Source organism: Marinicrinis lubricantis (genome assembly GCF_042658665.1).
GTDB lineage: Bacteria > Bacillota > Bacilli > Paenibacillales > KCTC-33676 > Marinicrinis > Marinicrinis lubricantis.
On record NZ_JBHSQV010000036.1, the window covers coordinates 57,077 to 78,170 of the forward strand.

The following is a 21,094-nucleotide window of genomic DNA, read 5'->3' on the forward strand; positions in this document are numbered from 1 at the left end:
CCCCTTTGCAGATCACATATTTTCAGGTTGTATATCCCTACCTATTATGTAAAATGATTGGCATTATTATGCGAAAACGGAATAGGAAAAAGAAAAGGCCTCCCGTATAGCCGTATGGGAGACCTTCATTGCCGGTACACAAGCCTGCGTCCGACACTATATGCTTTTTTGGGTAGGTTTTAAGTGACTGCGGAATAACGTTATACTTCCATGATGATTGGCAAAATCATCGGTCTTCTTCTGGTTTGTTCATATAAAAAGCGGCCTAATGCTTCTTTAACATGCGTTTTTAAGGAAGCCCACTCGTTCACATTATCACTCATTAATTTGTTCAGCGTTCCGGAAACGATTCGGTTAGCCTCGTCCAGCAAGCCTTCCGATTCACGAACGTATACAAAACCTCTTGAGATAATATCAGGGCCTGACAATATTTTGCCTTCCTGCTTGCTCAACGTAACGACGACGACTAAAATTCCATCTTGAGAAAGCAGCTTGCGGTCACGAAGGACAATGTTCCCGACGTCTCCGACACCCAGTCCGTCGATGAGAACATTTCCTACTTGGATTTTCGATCCTCTCCGAGCCGCTCCATTCTGAATTTCTACAGTGTCGCCGTTGTCCATAATAAAGATGTTTTCTTTCTCGATGGCGACGGACTCAGCCAGCATCGCATGATGTCTGAGCATTCGGTATTCACCGTGAATCGGAATGAAGTATTTCGGACGCATCAGATTTAGCATCAGCTTAAGTTCTTCCTGACTGCCATGCCCAGAGACGTGGACACCGGATACGCTGCCCGGTCCATAGATCACATTCGCACCAAGTCGGAATAATTCATCTACAGTACGACCGACATACTTCTCATTCCCAGGAATCGGCGTCGCTGCGATAATCACGGTATCTCCAGGAAGAATGTCGATTTTCTTATGGTTGGAACGAGCCATTCGAGTTAATGCCGACATGGGCTCTCCTTGACTGCCTGTAGAAAGAATAACGACTCGATCAGCCGGCAGCTTATTCACCTCTTCCGGCTCAATCAGCATTCCGTCCGGCACATTGAGGTAACCAAGCTCGGAAGCAATCGATACGACGTTGACCATGCTTCTGCCGATGACGGTCAGCTTGCGGTTCGTACTATAAGCGGCATCGATGACTTGCTGAATGCGATGAATGTTCGACGCGAACGTAGCTACAACAACTCGTTGATCTGCACTTGAGAACAGTTTTTCGAGTTCGTTGCCTACGCTTCTCTCTGATGGTGTAAAGCCCGGTCGTTCTGCATTCGTGCTGTCTGATAACAATGCGAGCACGCCTCGGCTGCCGATCTCAGCCATCCGATGCAGGTCAGCATACTGTTCATTCACTGGCGTGTGATCGAACTTGAAGTCACCGGTATGAACAACAAGCCCTTCCGGCGTGTCCAAGCATACACCCACTGAATCTGGAATACTGTGATTTGTAGCGAAGAAGGTCGCTGTCATCGAGCCCAGCTTCACTTCAGAATCCGCATTGATTAAAATACGTTTCGTTTCTCCCAGTATATTCGCTTCGCGGAGCTTGGCTTCAATAAGTCCGAGAGTCAACTTTGTGCCATAAATTGGAACATTCAGTTGTTTCAAGACATAAGGAAGGCCGCCGATATGGTCTTCATGACCATGTGTAATCAGAATGCCTCGAACCTTGTCTTTATTTTCAAGAAGATAAGATATATCAGGGATTACAATATCTACACCCAACATATCTTCTTCCGGGAATTTTAGACCTGAATCAATGACAACAATATCATTTGCATACTGTACAGCATACATATTTTTGCCAATCTCACCCAAGCCGCCCAGGGCGAAAATGACTAATTTATCCGTATTCTTTTTTGACATGAATATCCTCCTATATTATATTGACGACTTTTTATATAAATCAAACCATTAGAACCGTACCCAGTCACTTGATATTAATTATACATGAAGAAAAACGCAAAAAACAAGTGGACAGTGAAATGTCTTATGTATATTATTCCCAAAAAAATAAAACCGATGCCGTTAGACATTGGTTTTACCTTCACAAAATATTTCCTTTTTAAGAGGTTCTTTCCTTTACTCTAACACCCTATAAATGATTTACTTGGAAAATAGCTTGCGGATCGCCGCTTGCTCTGTTTCGTTCGGCCAAACAAGAGGGAGTCTCACTCCACCGGCTTGGAAGCCCTGCAGTTCTAGAGCGTATTTCACCGGAACCGGATTCGGGCAGATGAACAAACCGGTAAATATATTCAGCAGCTGCGCGTTCAAGCTTGCCGCCTCTTGCACTTTTCCTGATACAAAGTGCTCCACCATTTGCTTTATTTCTTTGCCAATAATATGGCTGGCCACACTTACGATACCATAACCGCCTACCGAAAGCACCGGCAGTGTTAAAGAATCATCACCGCTGTATACTTTGAAGCTGTCTGATGTTTGAGCTGCAATCTGGGCGATTTGCTCCAGATCCCCCGTCGATTCCTTCGTAGCGACGATATTGTCTATGTTCGATAAACGCACAATCAAGTCTGTGCTGAGAGTGACACCTGTTCGTTTTGGAATATTGTACAGCATGACCGGCAAATCTGTGGATTCAGCAATCGTCTTAAAATGCTGATACAATCCTTCCTGGTTCGGACGATTATAATACGGAGCCACCAATAATACTCCATCCACTCCCGCCTTTTGGGCCAATTGCGTAAGCTCGATCGAATGTGCCGTATTGTTCGAACCCGTTCCGGCAATAATCTTGCATCGTCCTCCGGCCGCCTTCACTGCTATTTCAAACAGTTTAACCTTTTCCTCGTCTGTTAATGTAGGTGATTCTCCGGTTGTTCCGCACACCACAATACTGTCTGTATGCTGATGGCGAATTAATCTGTCAACCAGTTCTTCCGTTTTTGCGTAATCCACTTGTAAATCTGAATCGAATGGCGTGACCATGGCTGTCACAAGTCTGCCAAAATCCACTTTCCTTCCCCCTTATTGTTCTCGGCTTGCGGCCGTCTCGCTCAAAGCATGCAAATTAAATTTAGAATGCAAAGCTTGCATGGCTTTTTCCATGTGTTCTCCAGCAACCAGCACCCATATGGTTGTATTCGAATCGGCTGATTGCAATATTTGTATGTCCGCTTCCGTTAACGCTTCTACGATAGATGCCATAATGCCTGGAACACCGTTCATACCGCCGCCAATGACGGAAATCTTGGCACAATTGCTGGTATATATCGCATGATAGCCCAGTTCATCAATGACACGCAGTGCATCATACACTTGATGGTCAAAAACGGTGTAGACGACGCCCGAAGGGTTGACATTGATAAAATCGACACTAATATTATTTTGCGCCATGGCTTTAAACACTTTGAGTTGGAGATCGTACTGCCCTTCATCTGACATAATTTGAAGTTGTGTGACATGAGATACGCTGGCGATCCCTGTCACATAGCGATCACGAACAAAAATCGATTTTTTTTGCAAATGCTCCGGAGATGCGACGAGCGTTCCTTCATCTTCGGAAAAGGTGGATCGCACGCGAACAGGAATGTTGGCCTGCATGGCCACTTCGACAGCTCGCGGATGAATCACCTTTGCCCCTTGATAAGCCATGTTGCAGATCTCCATATAGCTTACTGCAGAAAGACGGCTGGTATCCTTCACAATCTTTGGATCAGCCGTTAATATGCCTTCTACATCTGTAAATATATCAACAAATTCCGCATGAAGCGCCGCACCGATAGCCGTCGCCGATGTGTCGCTGCCGCCCCGGCCGAGTGTCGTGATCTCATCGGTCACCGATTTCCCTTGGAAGCCCGTTACCACAACCACTTTGCCTTCATCTAAGTGCTTCATCATTCGGCTCGTCTGAATCGATACGATTTGGGCATTACCGTAATCTCCATTCGTAATAATTCCAGCTTGGGGACCTGTCAATACCGTACTTTGAATGCCTTCTTCCTTCAACATACTGCAAAAGGCAACGGCAGAAATCAACTCACCGCAGCTTAATAGCAAGTCGGTTTCTCGGCTTTGAAGCAGGCTGCCGTGGGACTGCACCAATTCTAACAAGGTATCCGTCGCGTAGGGGTCACCCTTACGTCCCATCGCTGACACTACGACGACGACACTGTACTGCTCTTCAAGAGCCCTCTTTACATGATGAACGGCTTGCTTCCTTGCCTTTCCAGTGGCAAGAGATGTTCCTCCAAATTTTTGAACGAGTATCCGCACACGATTCCCTCCTGCTGTATATCGTCTCGACATTCGGAACGATCATGGCACAGCTGAAACGATTTACTTTTGTTCGATTGCGATGTACTCCGCGATTTGCACAGCGTTCCATGCTGCGCCCTTAAGCAGATTGTCAGATACAATCCACATATTCAGCGCACGCATATGATTTAAATCTTTACGCAGCCGGCCAACAAAGACATCAGGCCTTCCCGCTGCGTTCACAGCTAACGGATAAAGCTGCTGCTTGGGATCATCCTGCAGTACAATACCCGGGGCGTTAGTGAGTATGCTGCGGATGTCCTCCATCACGAAATCTTTCTTTAATTCGACATAAACCGATTCAGAATGACCGTAGATGACAGGGATGCGAACGCAGGTCGCTGTCACTTCAATCGAATCATCGCCCAGTATTTTTTTCGTTTCTCTTATCATTTTCATTTCTTCCAACGTAAAGCCGTTTTCTTCAAACTTATCAATTTGAGGAATGGCATTGAAAGCGATCTGATGCTTCTTCGGCAGAGAACCTACCGGTAAGATGTCAGGCTTAACCTCATGGCCATCAAGCACTTCCCTGCTTTGTCGCAGCGTCTCCTCAATCGCTTGAACTCCGGCGCCGGATACCGCTTGGTAAGTTGAAACAATCACTTTGGAAATGCCATAGCAGTCATGCAAGGGCTTTAGTGCGGCGACCAGCTGAATCGTTGAACAGTTTGGGTTGGCAATGACACCTTTATGTCCATTCATTTGGTCCATATTCACTTCCGGAACAATAAGCGGTGTATCTGGATCCATCCGAAAAGCGTTCGTATTGTCAATGACAATGGCACCGCTTTGTACAGCATGCGGTACCAGCGTTTTACTGACTTCACCGCCTGCACTGAACAATGCAATATCGATTCCTTCAAAGCTTTGCGGCATCGCCTCTTGAACAGTTATTTCGCTGCGTTTGAAAGGTACGGCTTTGCCCGCAGATCTCGCAGATGAAAGCAGCTTTAGTTCGTTGATAGGAAAATTTCGCTCCTCCAACAATTTGATGATATTCTGTCCAACCGCACCGGTAGCTCCGACGACTGCTACATTAAACTGCTTTTGATTCGACATGTGAATTGCTCCTCTTATTTGGGGTACATATTTGAAACAGCACTACATATTCATGAAATGAATGATTTCAAGAATACGCAGTGCCGATCATGCCCAAAGCTTTTCCCCAAGTCTACGCCAGGTCTTTGAATTTTTCGATTACCATGGGCTGCAGCTGCTTACCCTGAAGTGCCGCTTCACACGTTTCCATGATGAGTTCCATTCTAGCGACTAGTGAGTTTGGCTTCTTATCCGGGGCATCCTGACCAAAAGGGACGAAATATATATTTTTGGCCACAACCAGCTTCGCGATATTCGCGAAATTAAGCCCAAGACCGTCGTTGGTTGAAATCCCTAGAACAAGCGGACGTTGATTGCGCATTTGGGATTTAGCAGCCATTAACACCGGACTGTCTGTGATTGCATTCGCCAATCGGCTCGTCGTATTCCCGGTGCAAGGTGCGATCACCATTACATCGAGAAGCTTGGATGGACCGAGTGGTTCAGCATCCACGATTGAAGCAATAATATCATTCCCCGTCATTTCTTTCAACTGTTTTTGCCAATCTTCGGATTTTCCGAAACGAGTATCGGTATTCATTACAGAATAGGTGGCAATCGGATATACTTTCGCTCCTGCGTCCACAAATCGTTGGATTTGCGGCATGACTTCTTCAAAAGTGCAGTGCGAGGCAGACAATGCGTAACCAACGTTAATTCCTTTCCAATCCATCAGCCATTCCCCCATTTCTCTTGATCTTCCATAATCAAGTCAATCACACAATTGGCAATGATCTTCCCTGCTGACTTAGGGGCTACAATACCGGGCAACCCCGGAGCCAAGATCGCTTTAATCCCTCTTTTTTCAGCAAAACGAAAATCCGTTCCTCCCGGACGAGAGGCCAGATCGATGATTACCGAACGATGAGGCATGTGGGAAATCACTTGAGCCGTAACAATCATGGCCGGCACCGTATTAAAAATTAAGTCTACATTCGACACCTCGGAGGCCAAGTCCTGAACATAAAAAGGATTAAAGCGCATTTCCTCCGCTCTTGCGTAATGCTCTTTCTTCCGTACGCCTACCTTCACCTTTGCTCCAATTCCTTGCAGCGTTCTCGCCATGGTTATCCCCGTTCTGCCTAATCCCAGCACAATACACTCGGAACCATGTATGGTAATGTCAGTGTTTTGAATCGCCAGCATTAAGGCGCCTTCTGCAGTAGGTACAGAATTGTAGATCGCCACATCGTCTCTATCAAACAATTCAACCAGCCGCACACCATGCTCATGACACATCTTTTTTAAGTAAGGTTTTGCCATGCCGGTATAAATCGTGCATCTTTTCTTCATGCTTCGCATGAGCTCCTCGGTCAATATTAGTTCTTCCGATGAAAAGATCGAATCGATTTTTCCGTTATCATCCGTCCCCACCGCCGGCAGCAGGATTACATCGGCCTCTCGAAGCAGTTCTTCAGACAAAGAAGCTTTTTTGACGCCGGAAAACTGATTTTGCAAATTATCAAATCCGATCAGCGTTACCGTAGCATCCTTTTCAGCAAACTTCTGAATCACTTCTAATTGTCTTGCATCTCCGCCAATAAACACGGCATGAATTCCCGTCAACATGGCTCACACACTCCCTTCTGTCGCGGTTTACATGACATCTTATGCGAGAGCCCATTTTTAGGTTACTCTCCATTTCATATGCACGATTGCAGTACAGTTTGGACTTCCAAGCACAAATAAAAAAAAACCTTCAGCAGCCTGTGAGAACACAGTGATGCCGAAGGTTATGTACAGATAGGGGAATATTCCCCTCAAAGACCGTTATATCCATCATACAGCTATTAAGATTATTTCCCCGTATGCCCGAAGCCTCCCGCGCCGCGAACGGTATCGGACAGTTCCTCTACTTGCGTAAGCTCGACTTTTGGAATTACTTGAATGACCATTTGAGCAATCCGTTCTCCGCGCTGAATCTCAAACGATTCTTGACCTAAATTTATGAGCAGCACTTTGACTTCTCCCCGGTAATCCGCGTCGATCGTTCCTGGAGTATTCAAGCATGTAATTCCGTGTTTATACGCGAGTCCGCTGCGCGGCCTGATTTGTGCTTCCAGCTCAGGGGGCATGGCCATCGCAAAGCCTGTCGGAATCAGCTGTCTTTCGCCAGGCTGCAGGACGACAGGTTCGCTTACAGCCGCGTAGAGATCAAAGCCAGCTGCCCATTCGGACATTTTCTGCGGCAGGGGCAGATCTTCGCCCCCAGGGAGTCTCTTGATTTGGACTGTATAACTCACTCTGCATCCCTCCTCATGCGATTTAACGCTTCGTCAGAATTGCCGACCATCGCCGAAGCAAAAGGCTGTGCAATAACTTGTTGAATCATCTGTCTGATATCTTCCATCTGAACGGCTTCAATACGTCGAACCATCTCATCAAGCGTATCGTGACGGCCGAGCATGAGTTCATTTTTTCCATTCCGATTCATTCGGCTGCTGTTGCTTTCCAGACTAAGGATCAGACTGCCTTTCATTTGTTCCTTGCCCCGATGCAGCTCTTCCTCGGTCAAACCTTTTGCTTGGATCTCTTCCAGAATGCTCATCGTTACTTTGAGCACTTCCTCTGTCTGTTTCGGAGCGGTACCGATATAAATCGTGAACAATCCACTGTCCGCATGGGAGGAATGGTACGAATAAACCGAGTAAGCCAGTCCTCTTTTTTCTCGGATTTCTTGGAACAATCTCGAGCTCATCCCACCACCGATATTATTGTTTAACAAAATCATCGAGTATAGATGTGGATCCTGCAGTGATCGGCCCGGGAATGATAGACAAATATGATTCTGCTCGGTTGCCTTCTTGATGAACAGCGACTTCGGTGTAAATACGGGAGCTTCGTAGGCAATAGCCGTACTATGGTTGTTAGAACGTGAAAAATGCTGCTCCAATAGCGGTATGATCCGCTCATCTACGTTCCCTGCCAAACTAATGACGGTATGATCTACGGTGTAATACTCCTTCATATACCTTCTTAAATCATCTGGTTTAAAAGAAGCGAGATTGCTTTCCGTGCCCAAAATCGAATAGCCTAATGAGTGGTCGCCGTAGCAGGCTTCCGCCAGCAAATCATGTACTTGATCGTCCGGCGTATCCTCGTACATCGAAATTTCCTCAAGGACCACATTTTTTTCCTTTTCCATATCTTCTTCATCGAAAACAGAATCAAAGTACATGCTGGCTAAGTACTCGAGTGCACCGGGCAGATGCTCGTCGAGAACCTTGGTATAATAGCACGTATATTCCTTAGCCGTAAAGGCATTAATCATTCCGCCGATTCCGTCGAAATAATCCGCTATATCTTTCGCGCTGTAACGGTCCGTTCCTTTGAAGAGCATGTGCTCAATAAAATGAGAAATCCCGTTATTTTCTTTCGTTTCGCTGCGAGAGCCCGTCTTCACCCAAATTCCGAACGATACAGATCGACAGGTAGGAATGGTTTCTATCACGACTCGCATACCGTTAGATAATGTATGATGCTTCACTACAATCCCCCTAAAGGGCCCGTTGTTGCATAAGGCCTATATGAGTCTACAAAAATACGGAGCTACTCGGTATCTTATCAAAAATAGAACGGCGTCTCAACTGAATCAGGTCTTTTCGGCGAGATCAAATCGGAGACCGTGCTTATGATCAGACCTTTTTGCTTGATCGCTTGTATCATACCGGGCAGCGCTCTGCTTGAGGATTCGGTAGGATGCATTAGAATAAGTGAGCCCGGTTCTACACCTGCAGAAATTTTTCTTACGATAGAATCGGCAGGCGGTTTTTTCCAATCCACCGTATCCAGTGTCCACAATATGGTGTATAAGTTCAGTTCCTTGGCGATGCGGACCGTTTCCGCGTCGAAATCTCCTGAAGGCGGTGCGAACAACCGATTTTCTACTCCTAATTCCTTCAGCAGCTGCTCGGTGCGGACAATTTCCTGCTTCGCTTCCTCTGTGCTTAATTCACTCATATTTTTGTGGGAGTAAGCATGATTCGAAAGCTCATGTCCTGCAGCCAAAATCTCTTTTGCGGTATCCATATGCTTGCTTAGCCATTTGCCATCAAGGAAAAAGGTGGCGTGCACATTTTCACGTTCCAGCGTATCCAGAATCGAAGGCAGAAACTCGTCACCCCAAGCGACATTGATCATAATGGACGCCATCGGTTTATTCGGATTCCCGCGATAGATCGGCTGTGCTCCGAGATCCTCCAAGCGAACCTTAGGTTCTACTTCCTCATAAACCCAAATAATTTCCTTATGGCCCTGAGAAACGCGGTACGTCTGCTCCACATCAACGAGCAAGCCATTATACGCGGGGATTGCCTTCCAAACCGAGTCGATACGTGCATCCTTGGCTTCCTCGCTTCGCTGCCGAGCTCCTTCCTGTATTCTTTTCATTAATTCCTGATCCACTCCATGGCTCTCGCCACCTGGTTTTCCTTGTACTGCTTCTTCCGTATGTCGTACGGCTGCGGCCCATTGGATAGAATGAATATACGTATCGACTTGCGGCAGCAGCTTTAACACCATGTAAACAAGCGGAATGAAGCATAGAAGCAGCCATTTTCTTGGTTTCATTATTTTTACCCCTTCTTCGATGTCGTTGAAATCATATGTATGTAAGTTTGTCCACATTTATACATGGTCATGAAGGGGATGAAAAAACATTTATAGGAAGTATTTTTCCATTAAAAAAAGAGACAGAAACGGTTCTGACTCTTTCTCCATCGTTATTTACTTGAATGCTTCACATCCTACGATTGCGGCACCTGCGGCTGCTGAGGAAGTGCGGCTTTTCTTGACAAATTAATACGACCCTGCTGATCGATTTCGGTTACTTTGACTGTAATCGAATCACCAATCGCCACTACATCCTCTACTTTACCCACTCGTTCCGTGGAAAGCTGAGAAATGTGCACAAGTCCTTCCTTGCCTGGCAAAATTTCAACGAAGCAGCCGAATTTCTCAATCCGTTTAACCGTACCAAGATAAATCTCTCCGGCCTTCACTTCCTTCGTTAAATTCTCGATAATTTGTCTTGCCTTCTGATTCATCTCATCGTTCGCTGAAGCGATAAATACGCGTCCATCCTGCTCGATATCAATTTTAACGCCGGTTTCTTCAATGATCTTGTTAATCACTTTACCACCGGTTCCAATCACATCTCGAATCTTATCCGGATTGATTTGCATCGTTAAAATCTTAGGTGCATATCGGGACAGCGTATTTCTTGGCTCGGAAATCGCCTCCATCATTTTACCCAAGATAAACATTCTTCCATCTTTTGCTTGAGAGAGTGCTTGGGTCAAAATGCTGCGGTTGATTCCATCGATTTTAATATCCATCTGAATCGCTGTTACACCTTTCGACGTTCCCGCTACTTTAAAGTCCATATCGCCAAGATGGTCTTCCATCCCTTGGATATCGGTCAAGATCGAGAAATGATCTCCGTCTTTGATGAGTCCCATTGCGATACCGGCAACTGGCGCCTTAATCGGAACACCTGCATCCATCATGGCGAGTGTACTTGCGCAAATACTTGCTTGAGAAGTCGATCCATTCGATTCGAGCACCTCAGACACTAAGCGAATCGTGTACGGGAATTCGGTTTCAGACGGAATCACTTTCGCAAGTGCTCTTTCACCCAATGCTCCATGCCCAATTTCACGGCGTCCAGGCGCTCTTAAAGGTCTTGCTTCGCCGACGCTGAACGGAGGGAAGTTGTAATGATGCATAAAACGTTTTGTTTCTTCCAGATCAATACCATCCAAAATCTGCACGTCACCTAATGCGCCCAGCGTACAAATACTGAGTGCCTGCGTCTGTCCTCTCGTAAACAAGCCGGAGCCGTGCGTTCTTGGAAGCAGCGACACATCGCATTCAATCGGACGAATTTCATTCAGTGCTCTTCCATCCGGTCTCACTTTATCATGCGTAATTAAGCGGCGCACTTCTTCTTTCACAATGTCGTGGAGCACTTCATTCACATCAGCAAGCTTCTCTGGTTCTTCAGCAAACAGTTCGGTAAAATGCTCCATCGTCTCTTGATTGACTCTGTCAATCGCTTCTTGTCTGGCATGCTTCTCCTGAACTTGTACAGCCTCGAGCAGACGGCTTTGCGCAAATTCGCGAACCTTTTGATTCACCTCAGAATCTACTTCGTGAAGCACGACTTCCATTTTCGGGTTACCTGCTAACTCCACCAGCTCTTCTTGCTTAGCCACGATTTTCTTGATTTCCTCATGGCCGAACATAATCGCTTCCAGCACTTCTTCTTCTGGAATTTCGTTAGCCTCACCTTCAACCATCATAATGGCGTCTTTCGTTCCCGCAACAACGATATATAAATCGCTTTTCTCATCCTGTTCTACAGTCGGATTAATGATCAGCTGACCATCTACCCGCGCGACGACCACACCGCCTACAGGGCCTTGGAAAGGCACGTTCGATATGCTGAGTGCAGCCGACGTACCAATCATCGCTGCCACTTCCGGAGAGCAATCCTGATCGACGCTCATCACGAGAGCAACGATCTGTACTTCATTACGAAAACCTTCTGGAAACAAAGGTCGTATCGGACGGTCAATCAAGCGTCCAGCCAAAATCGCTTTCTCGCTCGGACGTCCTTCTCTTTTAATAAATCCCCCTGGAATTTTACCTACGGCGTACAATCTTTCCTCATAATTGACCGTTAACGGAAAAAAATCCAAATTTTTCGGCTCATTGGATGCTGTGACCGTACATAGCACGACCGTATCACCATAACGGGCGGTCACCGCGGCATTCGCCTGTTTCGCTAGTCTTCCGGTTTCGAGTACCAGTTTTCTTCCGGCAAGATCCATTTCAATACGTTGTTCCATACATTCCCTCCTAAACTCAATTATGTAATTCCAAGGAACCTTAAATCTTATTCTAATTCGTCATTATGTTCATTATTTCCTTCCACCATGGGAAAAATTACAACAGTCCCATTAAAAAAAATGCATAAGCGAAATCAATTTCATAATACCATCAGCAGCTTTAATCAAGGCTACACATGTTGTATCGAACGGTTCAATCGATCCATATGTAGTTACAAAATCGGTATTTAGATCATTTATGAAATGGATTGGTGTATGAAAAAACAACCTCCAGCCCGAAGCATCTCCGGTGACAGAGGTTGTTTTTTGCTCACAGCTATTAGCGGCGCAGTCCGAGTCTTTCGATCAAAGAACTGTAACGTTTTACGTCTTTGTTTTTCAAATAAGCAAGAAGCTTTCTGCGCTGACCTACCATTTTCAACAATCCACGGCGGGAATGATGATCTTTTTTGTGCGTACGCAAATGATCAGTCAGATTTTGGATATCTTCTGTCAGGATAGCGATCTGTACTTCAGGGGATCCTGTATCCGTTTCATGAGTTTTATACTCTTGAATTAGCTGTTGTTTACGCTCTTGTGTCATTGCCATCCCGTTCACCTCCTCTTTTCATAATCGCCGCTAGCCCAGAACCCGCTGGTGAGACGAAACTCCAAGCTACGGTTCAATTTTCATAACGTGAAATAGTATAACATAAGAACAGGAATAAAGTAAATGTTTTAAACTTGCTCCGCAATCTTTTTCGCGTTTTCACTGTCTCGTTTGATTTGTTCCACCAATGCTTCAATGGAAGGAAACTTCTGCTCTGCCCGAATATGCTCCAATATTTCCACCTGCAAGGTTTTGCCGTAAAGGTCTCCTTGAAAATCCATAATATGTACCTCGATGGACAGATCGTGGCCGGAATGAAAAGTCGGTTTCACGCCGATATTCATAACGCCAGCCATCCTGCGGTCCTCATCAGCAGTCACTAATACGGCATAAACACCAGACTGCGGCAAAACATATGCATGATTCAACTCCAAGTTTGCCGTTGGAAAGCCAATCGTTCTGCCTCTGGCATGTCCGTGAATGACTTTTCCCGCAATCGTATAATAATAGCCCAAGCGGTGCTTGGCTTCCTTGACCCGACCCTTCTCAATGAGTTCACGGATCTGAGAGCTGCTAATCTTTTCCCCGTCCAACTGATAGGCGGGAATAATGTGGACCAGAATTCCTTCACCACCCGCCCATGCTTCTAAAGTCTGGGCATTGCCGGCGCCTTTATTGCCAAACTTGAAATCAAAGCCTACGACGACCGCTCGTGCTTTTAGCTGCTTCACGTATTGATTCAAAAATACTTCCGGTGAAAGTTTGGCAAACTCTGCATGGAACTCTACAACAAACACCATATCGACGCCGAGCTGTTCGAATCGGTCCAGCCGATCCTGCAGCGAAGCCAACGTTCTGCTGTATTGCTCATTGCCCAGAACCTCTCTAGGATGAGGGTGAAAGGTCATCACCGAAGCTGCGATTCCCTGGTACTGCGCCCAATCGACAGCATGACGGATCACTTTTTGATGACCAAGATGCACACCGTCAAAGTCTCCGATCGCCATGACGTGAGAATCGATCTGTTGTTCCTTCTCGTTGAATTGGATCGGATGCGATAAATGAATGACTTTCAATCCTTTCACCTCTCTATTCATTCAATGTTCTGAAAACTTTCGCTGGAACGAGTTTGCCGGATTGTTCATTCCACTCATAAATTCCAATAAACCCAAGATCGTCACCGTAAACTCGCACAAGACCGGAAGGAAATGGCTGTTCAGCTAGTTCAAGAACTTGTCCATTCATCACTTTTATGGCTTCCTTCTGGAACAAGTGCAGTTCCGGCAGATGTGCCACCGCGCGGTCAGCAGCTGTAAGCAGCTGCTGCACACGTCCTTCATCCGCAGCCGCTTGCAGCTGCTCTAGAGTAACACAGTCCGATAGTGCGAATGAACCGGTTTGGGTACGTACCAGCTTGCTCATGACCGCAGGCACGCCGAGAGCTTTACCGATATCTACACATAGTGTACGAATGTAAGTCCCCTTCGAGCAGTCTGCCCGAAAGCGCAAAATAGGGTAAGGTTCTACAGCTTGAAAAAACAGCAGTTCGATCGCGTAAACTTGAACGGTTCTTGGTTTACGCTCTACGGTCTGACCCTGCCTAGCCAACTCATATAGACGCTTTCCGCCCACTTTAACAGCAGAAAACATAGGAGGAACCTGCTCAATCGTACCGACGAACGCTTGCAGCGCCCGGTGGACGTCCTCCTCAGAAATATGGACTTCCTTTGCCTTCTCTATCGTCTCTCCTGTCGTATCCTCGGTATCGGTAGCATATCCGAATAGCATTTCAGCTTCATATTGCTTAGGACGTTCTTGAATATATTCTACAAGACGGGTCGCCCTTCCGATGCAGAGAGGAAGAACACCTGTCACGGCCGGATCAAGCGTGCCGGTGTGGCCTATTCTGCGAATTTTCAATATGCGTCTAACCTTTGCAACCACATCGTGAGACGTCATTCCTGCAGGCTTATAAATGGGCAGTACTCCCTCAAGCATCGAGAGCCCTCTTCACTTCTTCGACCACCATCTCAATCGCTTGTGTGAGCGGTGCTTTTAACGTTGCGCCTGCAGCTCGAACATGACCGCCTCCACCGAATTTCTGTGCGATGCGGGCTACATCGGCCTTGCCTGCGGAGCGAAAGCTGCATTTTACGGTACCGTCCATCATTTCCTTAAAAAGCATACCGACTTCGACACCTGCAATATTACGGGGATAGTTCACAATCCCTTCTAAATCTTCTTGCATGGCTCCTGTTTCCCGCATGTCTTCTTTCCCTACCGTGACCCAAGCGATTTGATCATCATGTGCAAAGCTTAAGCTGTTAAGCGATTTTTTGAGCAGCTCCACATGAGCACGGGTCGTTTGCTCGAGCAGTCTGTCCGACAGCTCGTACCCATCCGTGCCGTAGTCTAGAAGCTGAGAAGCTGCCTTCATTACTTTGGAAGACGTATTCGAATAACGAAAGCCTCCCGTATCGGTAAGCAAACCCGTATAAATACAATCTGACAGCTCTTTCGACCATGGAATCTGTATGTATTCTACTAAGTCGAACAAGATTTCTGCGGTCGCTGCCGCTTGAGGTTCAACAAGATTAACGGTGCCGAACTGATCGTTCGTCGGGTGGTGATCAATATTGAGCAGCGGAATATCCTTTGGAAAAAGCTTAACAGTCTCACCCATACGCTCAAAATCAGCACAATCCACACTAATCACCGCGTCGAAGGAATAATTTCGGTCAGACAATGTATAATTGACAATTTGGTCAAATCCTTTTAAGTAGGACAACTTTCCAGGAACCGCACCCTCATTCATGAGGGTGTACGGTTTTCCTAAAAAGTCCAAGATCAAACCAATCGCGCAAGTGGAGCTCGCCGCATCTCCGTCTGGATGAATATGGGAGACAACCAAAAAGTGGTTGTAGCTTTCCATAAATCGTTTGGCTTCATGCAGCTGATCTTGATATGCAGTCTTCATCAGCGATCCGTGTCCTTATCTTGAATTTGATGAAGCAATTTCTCTATGCGGCTGCCGTATTCGATCGAAGTGTCGAAACGAAATTCGATTTCGGGCACATGCCGTAGACGGATCCTTTTGCCAACTTCTGATCTCAGGAAGCCCTTCGCCTTTTCTAGAGCTTTCAGCGTATTTGCCTTCTGCTCATCGTCTCCCATAATACTCAAATACACACGAGCAAGGGAAAGGTCGTTCGTCACATCTACGCCGGTTACTGTAATGAAGCCGACCCTCGGATCTTTAATCTCCGTTTGAATCAAAACACTGAGTTCTTTTTTTATTTGCTCGCCGACCCGGCCGACCCGGATTTTCGCCATCTATGTTCACCTCTCAACTGCTTCCATGACGAAAGCTTCTAGGATATCTCCTTCTTTGAGATCGTTGAAGTTTTTCACAGAAATACCGCACTCGTATCCCTGTGCAACTTCCTTGACGTCATCCTTAAACCGTTTCAAGGCATCCAGTTCGCCTTCATATACGACAATTCCGTTGCGAATGACACGAAGCTGAGCATTGCGGGTAATTTTACCTGAAATGACCATACAGCCCGCAACGGTACCAATTTTACTAATTTTAAAGATGTTGCGGATTTCCGCTTGACCCGTTACCTGTTCTTTGTAAACCGGATCGAGCATTCCTTTCATCGCCTGTTCAATTTCTTCAATGACATTGTAGATAATCCGATGCAGGCGAATATCGACCTTCTCCTGGTCAGCCGTGATTTTCGCTGCAGGTTCTGGACGAACGTTGAAGCCAATAATAATGGCATTCGATGCAGAGGCCAAGATAATGTCGGACTCCGTAATTGCACCTACGCCCGTGTGAATAATTTTCACGCGAACACCTTCGATGTCAATTTTCTCCAAGGAGCCTTTCAGCGCCTCGGCCGAACCTTGAACATCGGCTTTAATGATGACGAACAGCTCTTTCATTTCGCCTTCCTGAATGTGCTTGTATAGATCATCCAATGTCACGCGTGAGCTGCTGTTTAATTCGCTTTCTCTGAGTGTAATCGTCCGCTTGTCAGCAATTTCTCTTGCCTTGCGCTCATCATCGAAAGCGATCAGGCGGTCTCCTGCCTGCGGCACTTCATGGAGTCCGGTAATCTCTACAGGTGTAGAAGGTCCCGCTTCCTTCAGACGACGCCCTTTGTCGTTCACCATGGCACGAACACGTCCGAAGAAAACACCTGCGACGAACGGATCCCCAATACGAAGCGTTCCGTCTTGAACCAGAATACGGGCAACAGGCCCCTTCCCTTTGTCCAGCTCTGCTTCAATAACGGTACCTTTCGCAGTTGTGTTTGGATTAGCCTTCAATTCCTGCACTTCAGCAACCAGCAAGATCATTTCCAGCAGTTCGTCTAGATTTGTTCTGCTTTTCGCCGATACATTGACGAAGATGGTTTCCCCACCCCATTCTTCAGGAATAAGAGCATACTCCGTCAGCTCTTGGCGAATTTTATCCGGATTGGCTTCCGGCTTGTCGATTTTGTTGACCGCAACGATGATCGGTACGTTAGCCGCCTTCGCATGGTTGATCGCTTCAACGGTTTGCGGCATAACACCGTCATCCGCAGCCACGACAAGAATCGTAATGTCGGTCACCTTTGATCCGCGTGCACGCATGGTTGTAAACGCTTCGTGACCCGGGGTGTCCAAGAACGTAATTTTCTTCCCGTTGCTCTCTACCTGATATGCACCAATATGCTGCGTGATGCCTCCCGCTTCCCCAGCTGTTACATTGGTGTGACGGATGGCATCTAGTAATGTAGTTTTCCCGTGGTCAACGTGACCCATGATGGTAACAACCGGTGGACGTTCCATTAGATTCTCGGGATCTTCGACGACCTCATCCATTTCGAATGGATCCTCTTCAACAGGCAGCTTCAGTTCCACTTCAATGCCAAATTCAGCAGATATCAGCTGAATCGTGTCCAAATCGAGCTCTTGGTTGATCGTCGCCATGACACCCATCATCAACAGCTTCTTAATAAGTTCTGAAGCATCTTTATGGAACAGCTTCGCTACTTCACCGACGGTCATCGTTCCGCGGACAATAACCTTCTTCGGCGTATTATCCACTTTTTCTCTGCGTTCTTGACCTCTATGCTGCTGATTGCGTTTGCCTTTGAAGTTTTTTCCGCCACGGCCTCCGCCTTTAATGGTGCTCACTTTATTATCATCAAATCGTTTCGGATTGGCTTTATCCTTCTTCGTGGTCTTCCCTTTGGATGCGTTAAATTCTTCTTCCGAACGAAGAGCAGCATTCGCAGGCTTGGAAGGAACAGATGGTCTGGAAGAATCCCTTCTTGCATTCTGTCCCGCATTTCCTTGTCCCTGCGCTCTCTGGCCTTGCCCTTGATTTGCACCTTGCGGATGATTTCTTCTTTGACCGAATTCTTTGCTGCGGTCGCCTTGGCCACCTTGGCCGGTTGGTCTTCCTTGTTGTGATGTCCCTTGCGTGCGAGCATCTCTTCTTTGCTCCCCGTTGCTATTCCGGTTCTGCGTACGAGACGCTTGCTGTGGCTTACGGTCCTGCTGGCGTTCACTAGATACGGATTTATCCGCACTAGACTGATTCTGTGATGTATTTTGATTCGTTACATTTTGCACGGTTGCTATCGCTTCCCCTTTTTGTTCTTTCTTTTGCTGCTTAGCCGCTGCATTTTCTTTGATATCCTTGAAAAACTTTTCCACCTTTGCAATGGCATCCGATTCCATGACGCTCATATGATTATTTACCGGTATGTCGAGACGTTTCATAATGGTAATAATCTCTTTACTACTCATATTGATGGTCTTCGCGTACTCATAAACCCTCTGCTTCTCGTGTTTAGTCAATACCGTCCACCTCCGTATATTGTTTCGCACTCTCCTGTATCATTCGGGCGAACCCTTCATCCGTAACGGCTGCTGACACTCTTACATCTTTCCCGGTGCAAGCTCCCAGCTCATATCGATCCAATATTTCCAACAAAGGAACTCCATAGCTGGCACATTTATCACTGATTTTTTTTCGAGTGTTCTCTGAAGCGTCTCGAACGATAATGACAGCGTAGGCTTCACCGTTTCTTATCGCCTTGATCACTCCTTCTTCACCCATAACCAGCTTCCCCGCACGCTGTGCCAAACCAATCCGCGACGTCAGCTTCTGATTATGGTTCAACCTCAGCCGTCCCTTCCTTGGCGCAGATCACTTGACGATTCTTTTCCCGAATTTCCGCTTCAATTCGGTCATATACCTCTGCCGGAATTGTACAACCGAGCGCACGCTCCAGCGCCCGAGTCTTTCGCATCATCGCCACACTTTCCAATGAACCGCATGTATATGCCCCGCGTCCTGATTTTTTTCCCGTAAAATCGACAACGATGTCATCTTCAGGTGTTTTTACAATGCGAATGAGTTCCTTTTTGGAGAGCATCTTTTGACATGCAATGCATTTGCGCAAAGGCACCTTTCTCTGCTTCATTCGAAACACTCCTCTGCCACGAAATCCGTTCTATATATTCCGATTATTCGATTTCTTCCTGCAAGGCGTTGTCGGCACCTGCTTCATGTTCTACAGGTTCAGACGATTCCGTCTTCCACGCCTCTTCGATCGCCTGTGTATTGCTCTTAATATCGATTTTCCAACCGGTCAATTTGGCCGCAAGTCTCGCGTTTTGCCCGCGAATACCAATGGCCAATGAGAGCTGATGATCAGGAACGATGACGCGCGCCATCTTTTCCTTCTCCATCACGATGACTTCCACGACCTGAGAAGGACTGAGCGCATTGGCGACGTATTCTTCGATATGGTCAGACCACCGAACAATGTCGATTTTTTCTCCGTTCAATTCATTCACGATCGTCTGTACACGCGAGCCTTTCGGGCCGACACAGGAGCCGACTGGATCGACATCTGGATTATCGGAATAGACCGCAATTTTTGAACGGTATCCCGCTTCACGCGCTACTGAACGAATTTCCACGATACCGTCATAGATTTCCGGAACTTCCAGCTCGAATAATCGCTTGAGTAAGCCTGGATGTGTTCTAGACAAGAAGATTTGAGGTCCCTTGGTCGTATTTTCGACCTTGGTAATAAACGCTTTAATACGATCTCCCTGGCCGATCTTATCGTTCGGCATCATTTCGCCCAGCGGCAGCACCGCTTCGACTTTGCCGAGGTCAACATACAGATTGCGCTGATCAATTCGCTGCACAATGCCCGTAATAATATCTTCTTCCTTATCCACATAGGCTTCATAAATGAGGCCTCTCTCCGCTTCTCGAATACGCTGCGTGACGACCTGCTTCGCCGTCTGGGCAGCAATACGGCCAAAATCTCTCGGTGTAACCTCGATCTCGACAATATCATCCAAATGGTAGTTTGGATTCATTTCATGCGCCGCATCAAGTGAAATTTCGAGCCTTGAATCCAATACTTCATCGACAACAGTTTTACGGGCATATACCTTGATAACACCCGTCATTCGGTTGATATCCACTCGAACATTGGCTGCAGTATTAAAATTCCTCTTGTAGCTCGAGATCAGCGCCGCCTCGATCGCCTCGATCAAAACGTCCTTATTGATTCCTTTTTCCCTTTCAATCTCATTCAACGCTTCAATAAAATCTGTATTCATGGAATGCGTCGTCCTCCTCTCAGATATGTATCCCTATTTGTCAAAATTGAATGGCGAGTCTTGCGTTCCCCACTTTATCCAGAGGAATTTGAATGTCTTTCTTGCCTACTTTCACCACGAGATGTTCGTCTGCCTGATAGGCGGTCAGCGTGCCTTCAAACTCTTTTTGCCCATCGATCGGTTCGTACGTTGTAACCAAAACATATTTCCCTATAGAACGTTCAAAATCCCGAGGCTTCTTAAGCGGTCTTTCCGCTCCTGGCGAAGAAACCTCTAGAAAATAAGCGTCGGGAATTGGATCTTCTTCATCCAGTTTGGCGCTCATAAATTCGCTGATGCGACCGCAGTCTTCAATATCAATGCCGTCTTCTTTATCTACAAATATGCGTAAAAAGCGGTTCGCACCTTCTTTAACGTACTCAATATCGACCAGTTCAAAACCGTGTTCCTCCAAGAAAGGCTGAACCATTTGTTCGACTTTGGCTTTGATGGTTTGTTGACCCACTTAGTGTTGGCCTCCTTTAGTTCTTAGCGTATTCCGATCATTCGGTTTGTGCCGATGCGGGAAACTACCCGTATAAGGTATTTTCTCCAAAAGAGAAGAGTGGGTTTCCCCA

General features: G+C 46.5%; 20 protein-coding genes. All 20 read right to left on the reverse strand.

The features are described 5' to 3' along the window. Positions 1–200: 200 nt before the first annotated feature. The 20 genes from ACFPXP_RS07055 to rimP all read right to left on the reverse strand — a co-directional run bounded on the left by ACFPXP_RS07055 (position 201) and on the right by rimP (position 20,982). Positions 201–1,877: a ribonuclease J gene (locus ACFPXP_RS07055; RefSeq protein WP_379893520.1), complete on the reverse strand. Its 1,677-nt coding sequence runs from the start codon at positions 1,875–1,877 to the stop codon at positions 201–203. 240 nt (positions 1,878–2,117) lie between these two features. Next, the gene (dapA, locus tag ACFPXP_RS07060; RefSeq protein WP_379893521.1) at positions 2,118–2,987 is read right to left on the reverse strand and encodes a 4-hydroxy-tetrahydrodipicolinate synthase; all 870 of its coding nucleotides are present in this window, start codon (positions 2,985–2,987) and stop codon (positions 2,118–2,120) included. A gap of 12 nt (positions 2,988–2,999) precedes the next feature. Next, positions 3,000–4,247, reverse strand: a complete 1,248-nt coding sequence (gene dapG / locus ACFPXP_RS07065; RefSeq protein ID WP_379893522.1) for an aspartate kinase — start codon at positions 4,245–4,247, stop codon at positions 3,000–3,002. Positions 4,248–4,310: 63 nt separating this feature from the next. Further along, complete coding sequence (locus ACFPXP_RS07070; protein WP_379893523.1) at positions 4,311–5,351, reverse strand: aspartate-semialdehyde dehydrogenase; 1,041 nt, start codon at positions 5,349–5,351, stop codon at positions 4,311–4,313. Positions 5,352–5,463: 112 nt separating this feature from the next. Then, complete coding sequence (locus ACFPXP_RS07075; protein ID WP_379893524.1) at positions 5,464–6,063, reverse strand: dipicolinate synthase subunit B; 600 nt, start codon at positions 6,061–6,063, stop codon at positions 5,464–5,466. Beyond that, entirely contained in the window at positions 6,063–6,959 is an 897-nt protein-coding gene (gene dpsA, locus ACFPXP_RS07080) for a dipicolinate synthase subunit DpsA (protein ID WP_379893525.1), read from the reverse strand. Before dpsA ends, ACFPXP_RS07075 begins: the two co-directional genes overlap by 1 nt. A 227-nt stretch (positions 6,960–7,186) precedes the next feature. After that, positions 7,187–7,633, reverse strand: coding sequence for a dUTP diphosphatase (gene dut, locus ACFPXP_RS07085; protein ID WP_379893526.1), 447 nt, complete (start codon positions 7,631–7,633; stop codon positions 7,187–7,189). Next, on the reverse strand, positions 7,630–8,877 hold the full coding sequence (locus tag ACFPXP_RS07090; protein WP_379893527.1) for a M16 family metallopeptidase: 1,248 nt from the start codon (positions 8,875–8,877) through the stop codon (positions 7,630–7,632). Before ACFPXP_RS07090 ends, dut begins: the two co-directional genes overlap by 4 nt. A 77-nt stretch (positions 8,878–8,954) precedes the next feature. Further along, positions 8,955–9,959 carry a polysaccharide deacetylase family protein gene (locus ACFPXP_RS07095; protein WP_379893528.1) on the reverse strand — a complete coding sequence of 335 codons (1,005 nt, stop codon included), beginning with the start codon at positions 9,957–9,959 and terminating at the stop codon, positions 8,955–8,957. A gap of 176 nt (positions 9,960–10,135) precedes the next feature. Further along, positions 10,136–12,241 carry a polyribonucleotide nucleotidyltransferase gene (gene pnp / locus ACFPXP_RS07100; RefSeq protein ID WP_379893529.1) on the reverse strand — a complete coding sequence of 702 codons (2,106 nt, stop codon included), beginning with the start codon at positions 12,239–12,241 and terminating at the stop codon, positions 10,136–10,138. Between the two features lie 319 nt (positions 12,242–12,560). Continuing rightward, positions 12,561–12,830, reverse strand: coding sequence for a 30S ribosomal protein S15 (gene rpsO, locus ACFPXP_RS07105; RefSeq protein ID WP_379893530.1), 270 nt, complete (start codon positions 12,828–12,830; stop codon positions 12,561–12,563). A 128-nt stretch (positions 12,831–12,958) separates the two neighbouring features. After that, on the reverse strand, positions 12,959–13,906 hold the full coding sequence (locus ACFPXP_RS07110; protein WP_379893531.1) for a bifunctional riboflavin kinase/FAD synthetase: 948 nt from the start codon (positions 13,904–13,906) through the stop codon (positions 12,959–12,961). A gap of 13 nt (positions 13,907–13,919) precedes the next feature. Beyond that, positions 13,920–14,828: a tRNA pseudouridine(55) synthase TruB gene (gene truB, locus ACFPXP_RS07115; RefSeq protein WP_379893532.1), complete on the reverse strand. Its 909-nt coding sequence runs from the start codon at positions 14,826–14,828 to the stop codon at positions 13,920–13,922. Beyond that, positions 14,821–15,807, reverse strand: a complete 987-nt coding sequence (locus ACFPXP_RS07120) for a DHH family phosphoesterase (protein ID WP_379893533.1) — start codon at positions 15,805–15,807, stop codon at positions 14,821–14,823. The genes truB and ACFPXP_RS07120 overlap by 8 nt, the downstream gene beginning before the upstream one ends. Continuing rightward, positions 15,807–16,163, reverse strand: a complete 357-nt coding sequence (gene rbfA, locus ACFPXP_RS07125; protein ID WP_379893534.1) for a 30S ribosome-binding factor RbfA — start codon at positions 16,161–16,163, stop codon at positions 15,807–15,809. The genes ACFPXP_RS07120 and rbfA overlap by 1 nt, the downstream gene beginning before the upstream one ends. A 6-nt stretch (positions 16,164–16,169) precedes the next feature. Then, on the reverse strand, positions 16,170–18,638 hold the full coding sequence (gene infB / locus ACFPXP_RS07130) for a translation initiation factor IF-2 (protein ID WP_379893686.1): 2,469 nt from the start codon (positions 18,636–18,638) through the stop codon (positions 16,170–16,172). 43 nt (positions 18,639–18,681) lie between these two features. Then, positions 18,682–19,014: a L7Ae/L30e/S12e/Gadd45 family ribosomal protein gene (locus tag ACFPXP_RS07135; RefSeq protein WP_379893535.1), complete on the reverse strand. Its 333-nt coding sequence runs from the start codon at positions 19,012–19,014 to the stop codon at positions 18,682–18,684. Next, positions 19,004–19,318 (reverse strand): RNase P modulator RnpM, encoded by a 315-nt coding sequence (gene rnpM, locus ACFPXP_RS07140; RefSeq protein ID WP_379893536.1) that lies wholly within the window; start codon positions 19,316–19,318, stop codon positions 19,004–19,006. The genes ACFPXP_RS07135 and rnpM overlap by 11 nt, the downstream gene beginning before the upstream one ends. A 43-nt stretch (positions 19,319–19,361) precedes the next feature. Next, on the reverse strand, positions 19,362–20,477 hold the full coding sequence (nusA, locus tag ACFPXP_RS07145) for a transcription termination factor NusA (RefSeq protein ID WP_379893537.1): 1,116 nt from the start codon (positions 20,475–20,477) through the stop codon (positions 19,362–19,364). Positions 20,478–20,517: 40 nt separating this feature from the next. Further along, positions 20,518–20,982 (reverse strand): ribosome maturation factor RimP, encoded by a 465-nt coding sequence (rimP, locus tag ACFPXP_RS07150; protein ID WP_379893538.1) that lies wholly within the window; start codon positions 20,980–20,982, stop codon positions 20,518–20,520. Positions 20,983–21,094: the final 112 nt, after the last annotated feature.

What these genes read in the sequence shown, in the direction of transcription:
- ACFPXP_RS07055 (WP_379893520.1), bottom strand. Translation starts at nt 1,877, where the DNA reads ATGTCAAAAAAGAATACGGATAAATTAGTCATTTTCGCCCTGGGCGGC.
- ACFPXP_RS07070 (WP_379893523.1), bottom strand. Translation starts at nt 5,351, where the DNA reads ATGTCGAATCAAAAGCAGTTTAATGTAGCAGTCGTCGGAGCTACCGGT.
- ACFPXP_RS07075 (WP_379893524.1), bottom strand. Translation starts at nt 6,063, where the DNA reads ATGGATTGGAAAGGAATTAACGTTGGTTACGCATTGTCTGCCTCGCAC.
- dpsA (WP_379893525.1), bottom strand. Translation starts at nt 6,959, where the DNA reads ATGTTGACGGGAATTCATGCCGTGTTTATTGGCGGAGATGCAAGACAA.
- ACFPXP_RS07095 (WP_379893528.1), bottom strand. Translation starts at nt 9,959, where the DNA reads ATGAAACCAAGAAAATGGCTGCTTCTATGCTTCATTCCGCTTGTTTAC.
- pnp (WP_379893529.1), bottom strand. Translation starts at nt 12,241, where the DNA reads ATGGAACAACGTATTGAAATGGATCTTGCCGGAAGAAAACTGGTACTC.
- rpsO (WP_379893530.1), bottom strand. Translation starts at nt 12,830, where the DNA reads ATGGCAATGACACAAGAGCGTAAACAACAGCTAATTCAAGAGTATAAA.
- truB (WP_379893532.1), bottom strand. Translation starts at nt 14,828, where the DNA reads ATGCTTGAGGGAGTACTGCCCATTTATAAGCCTGCAGGAATGACGTCT.
- ACFPXP_RS07120 (WP_379893533.1), bottom strand. Translation starts at nt 15,807, where the DNA reads ATGAAGACTGCATATCAAGATCAGCTGCATGAAGCCAAACGATTTATG.
- rbfA (WP_379893534.1), bottom strand. Translation starts at nt 16,163, where the DNA reads ATGGCGAAAATCCGGGTCGGCCGGGTCGGCGAGCAAATAAAAAAAGAA.
- infB (WP_379893686.1), bottom strand. Translation starts at nt 18,638, where the DNA reads ATGAGTAGTAAAGAGATTATTACCATTATGAAACGTCTCGACATACCG.
- rnpM (WP_379893536.1), bottom strand. Translation starts at nt 19,318, where the DNA reads ATGAAGCAGAGAAAGGTGCCTTTGCGCAAATGCATTGCATGTCAAAAG.
- nusA (WP_379893537.1), bottom strand. Translation starts at nt 20,477, where the DNA reads ATGAATACAGATTTTATTGAAGCGTTGAATGAGATTGAAAGGGAAAAA.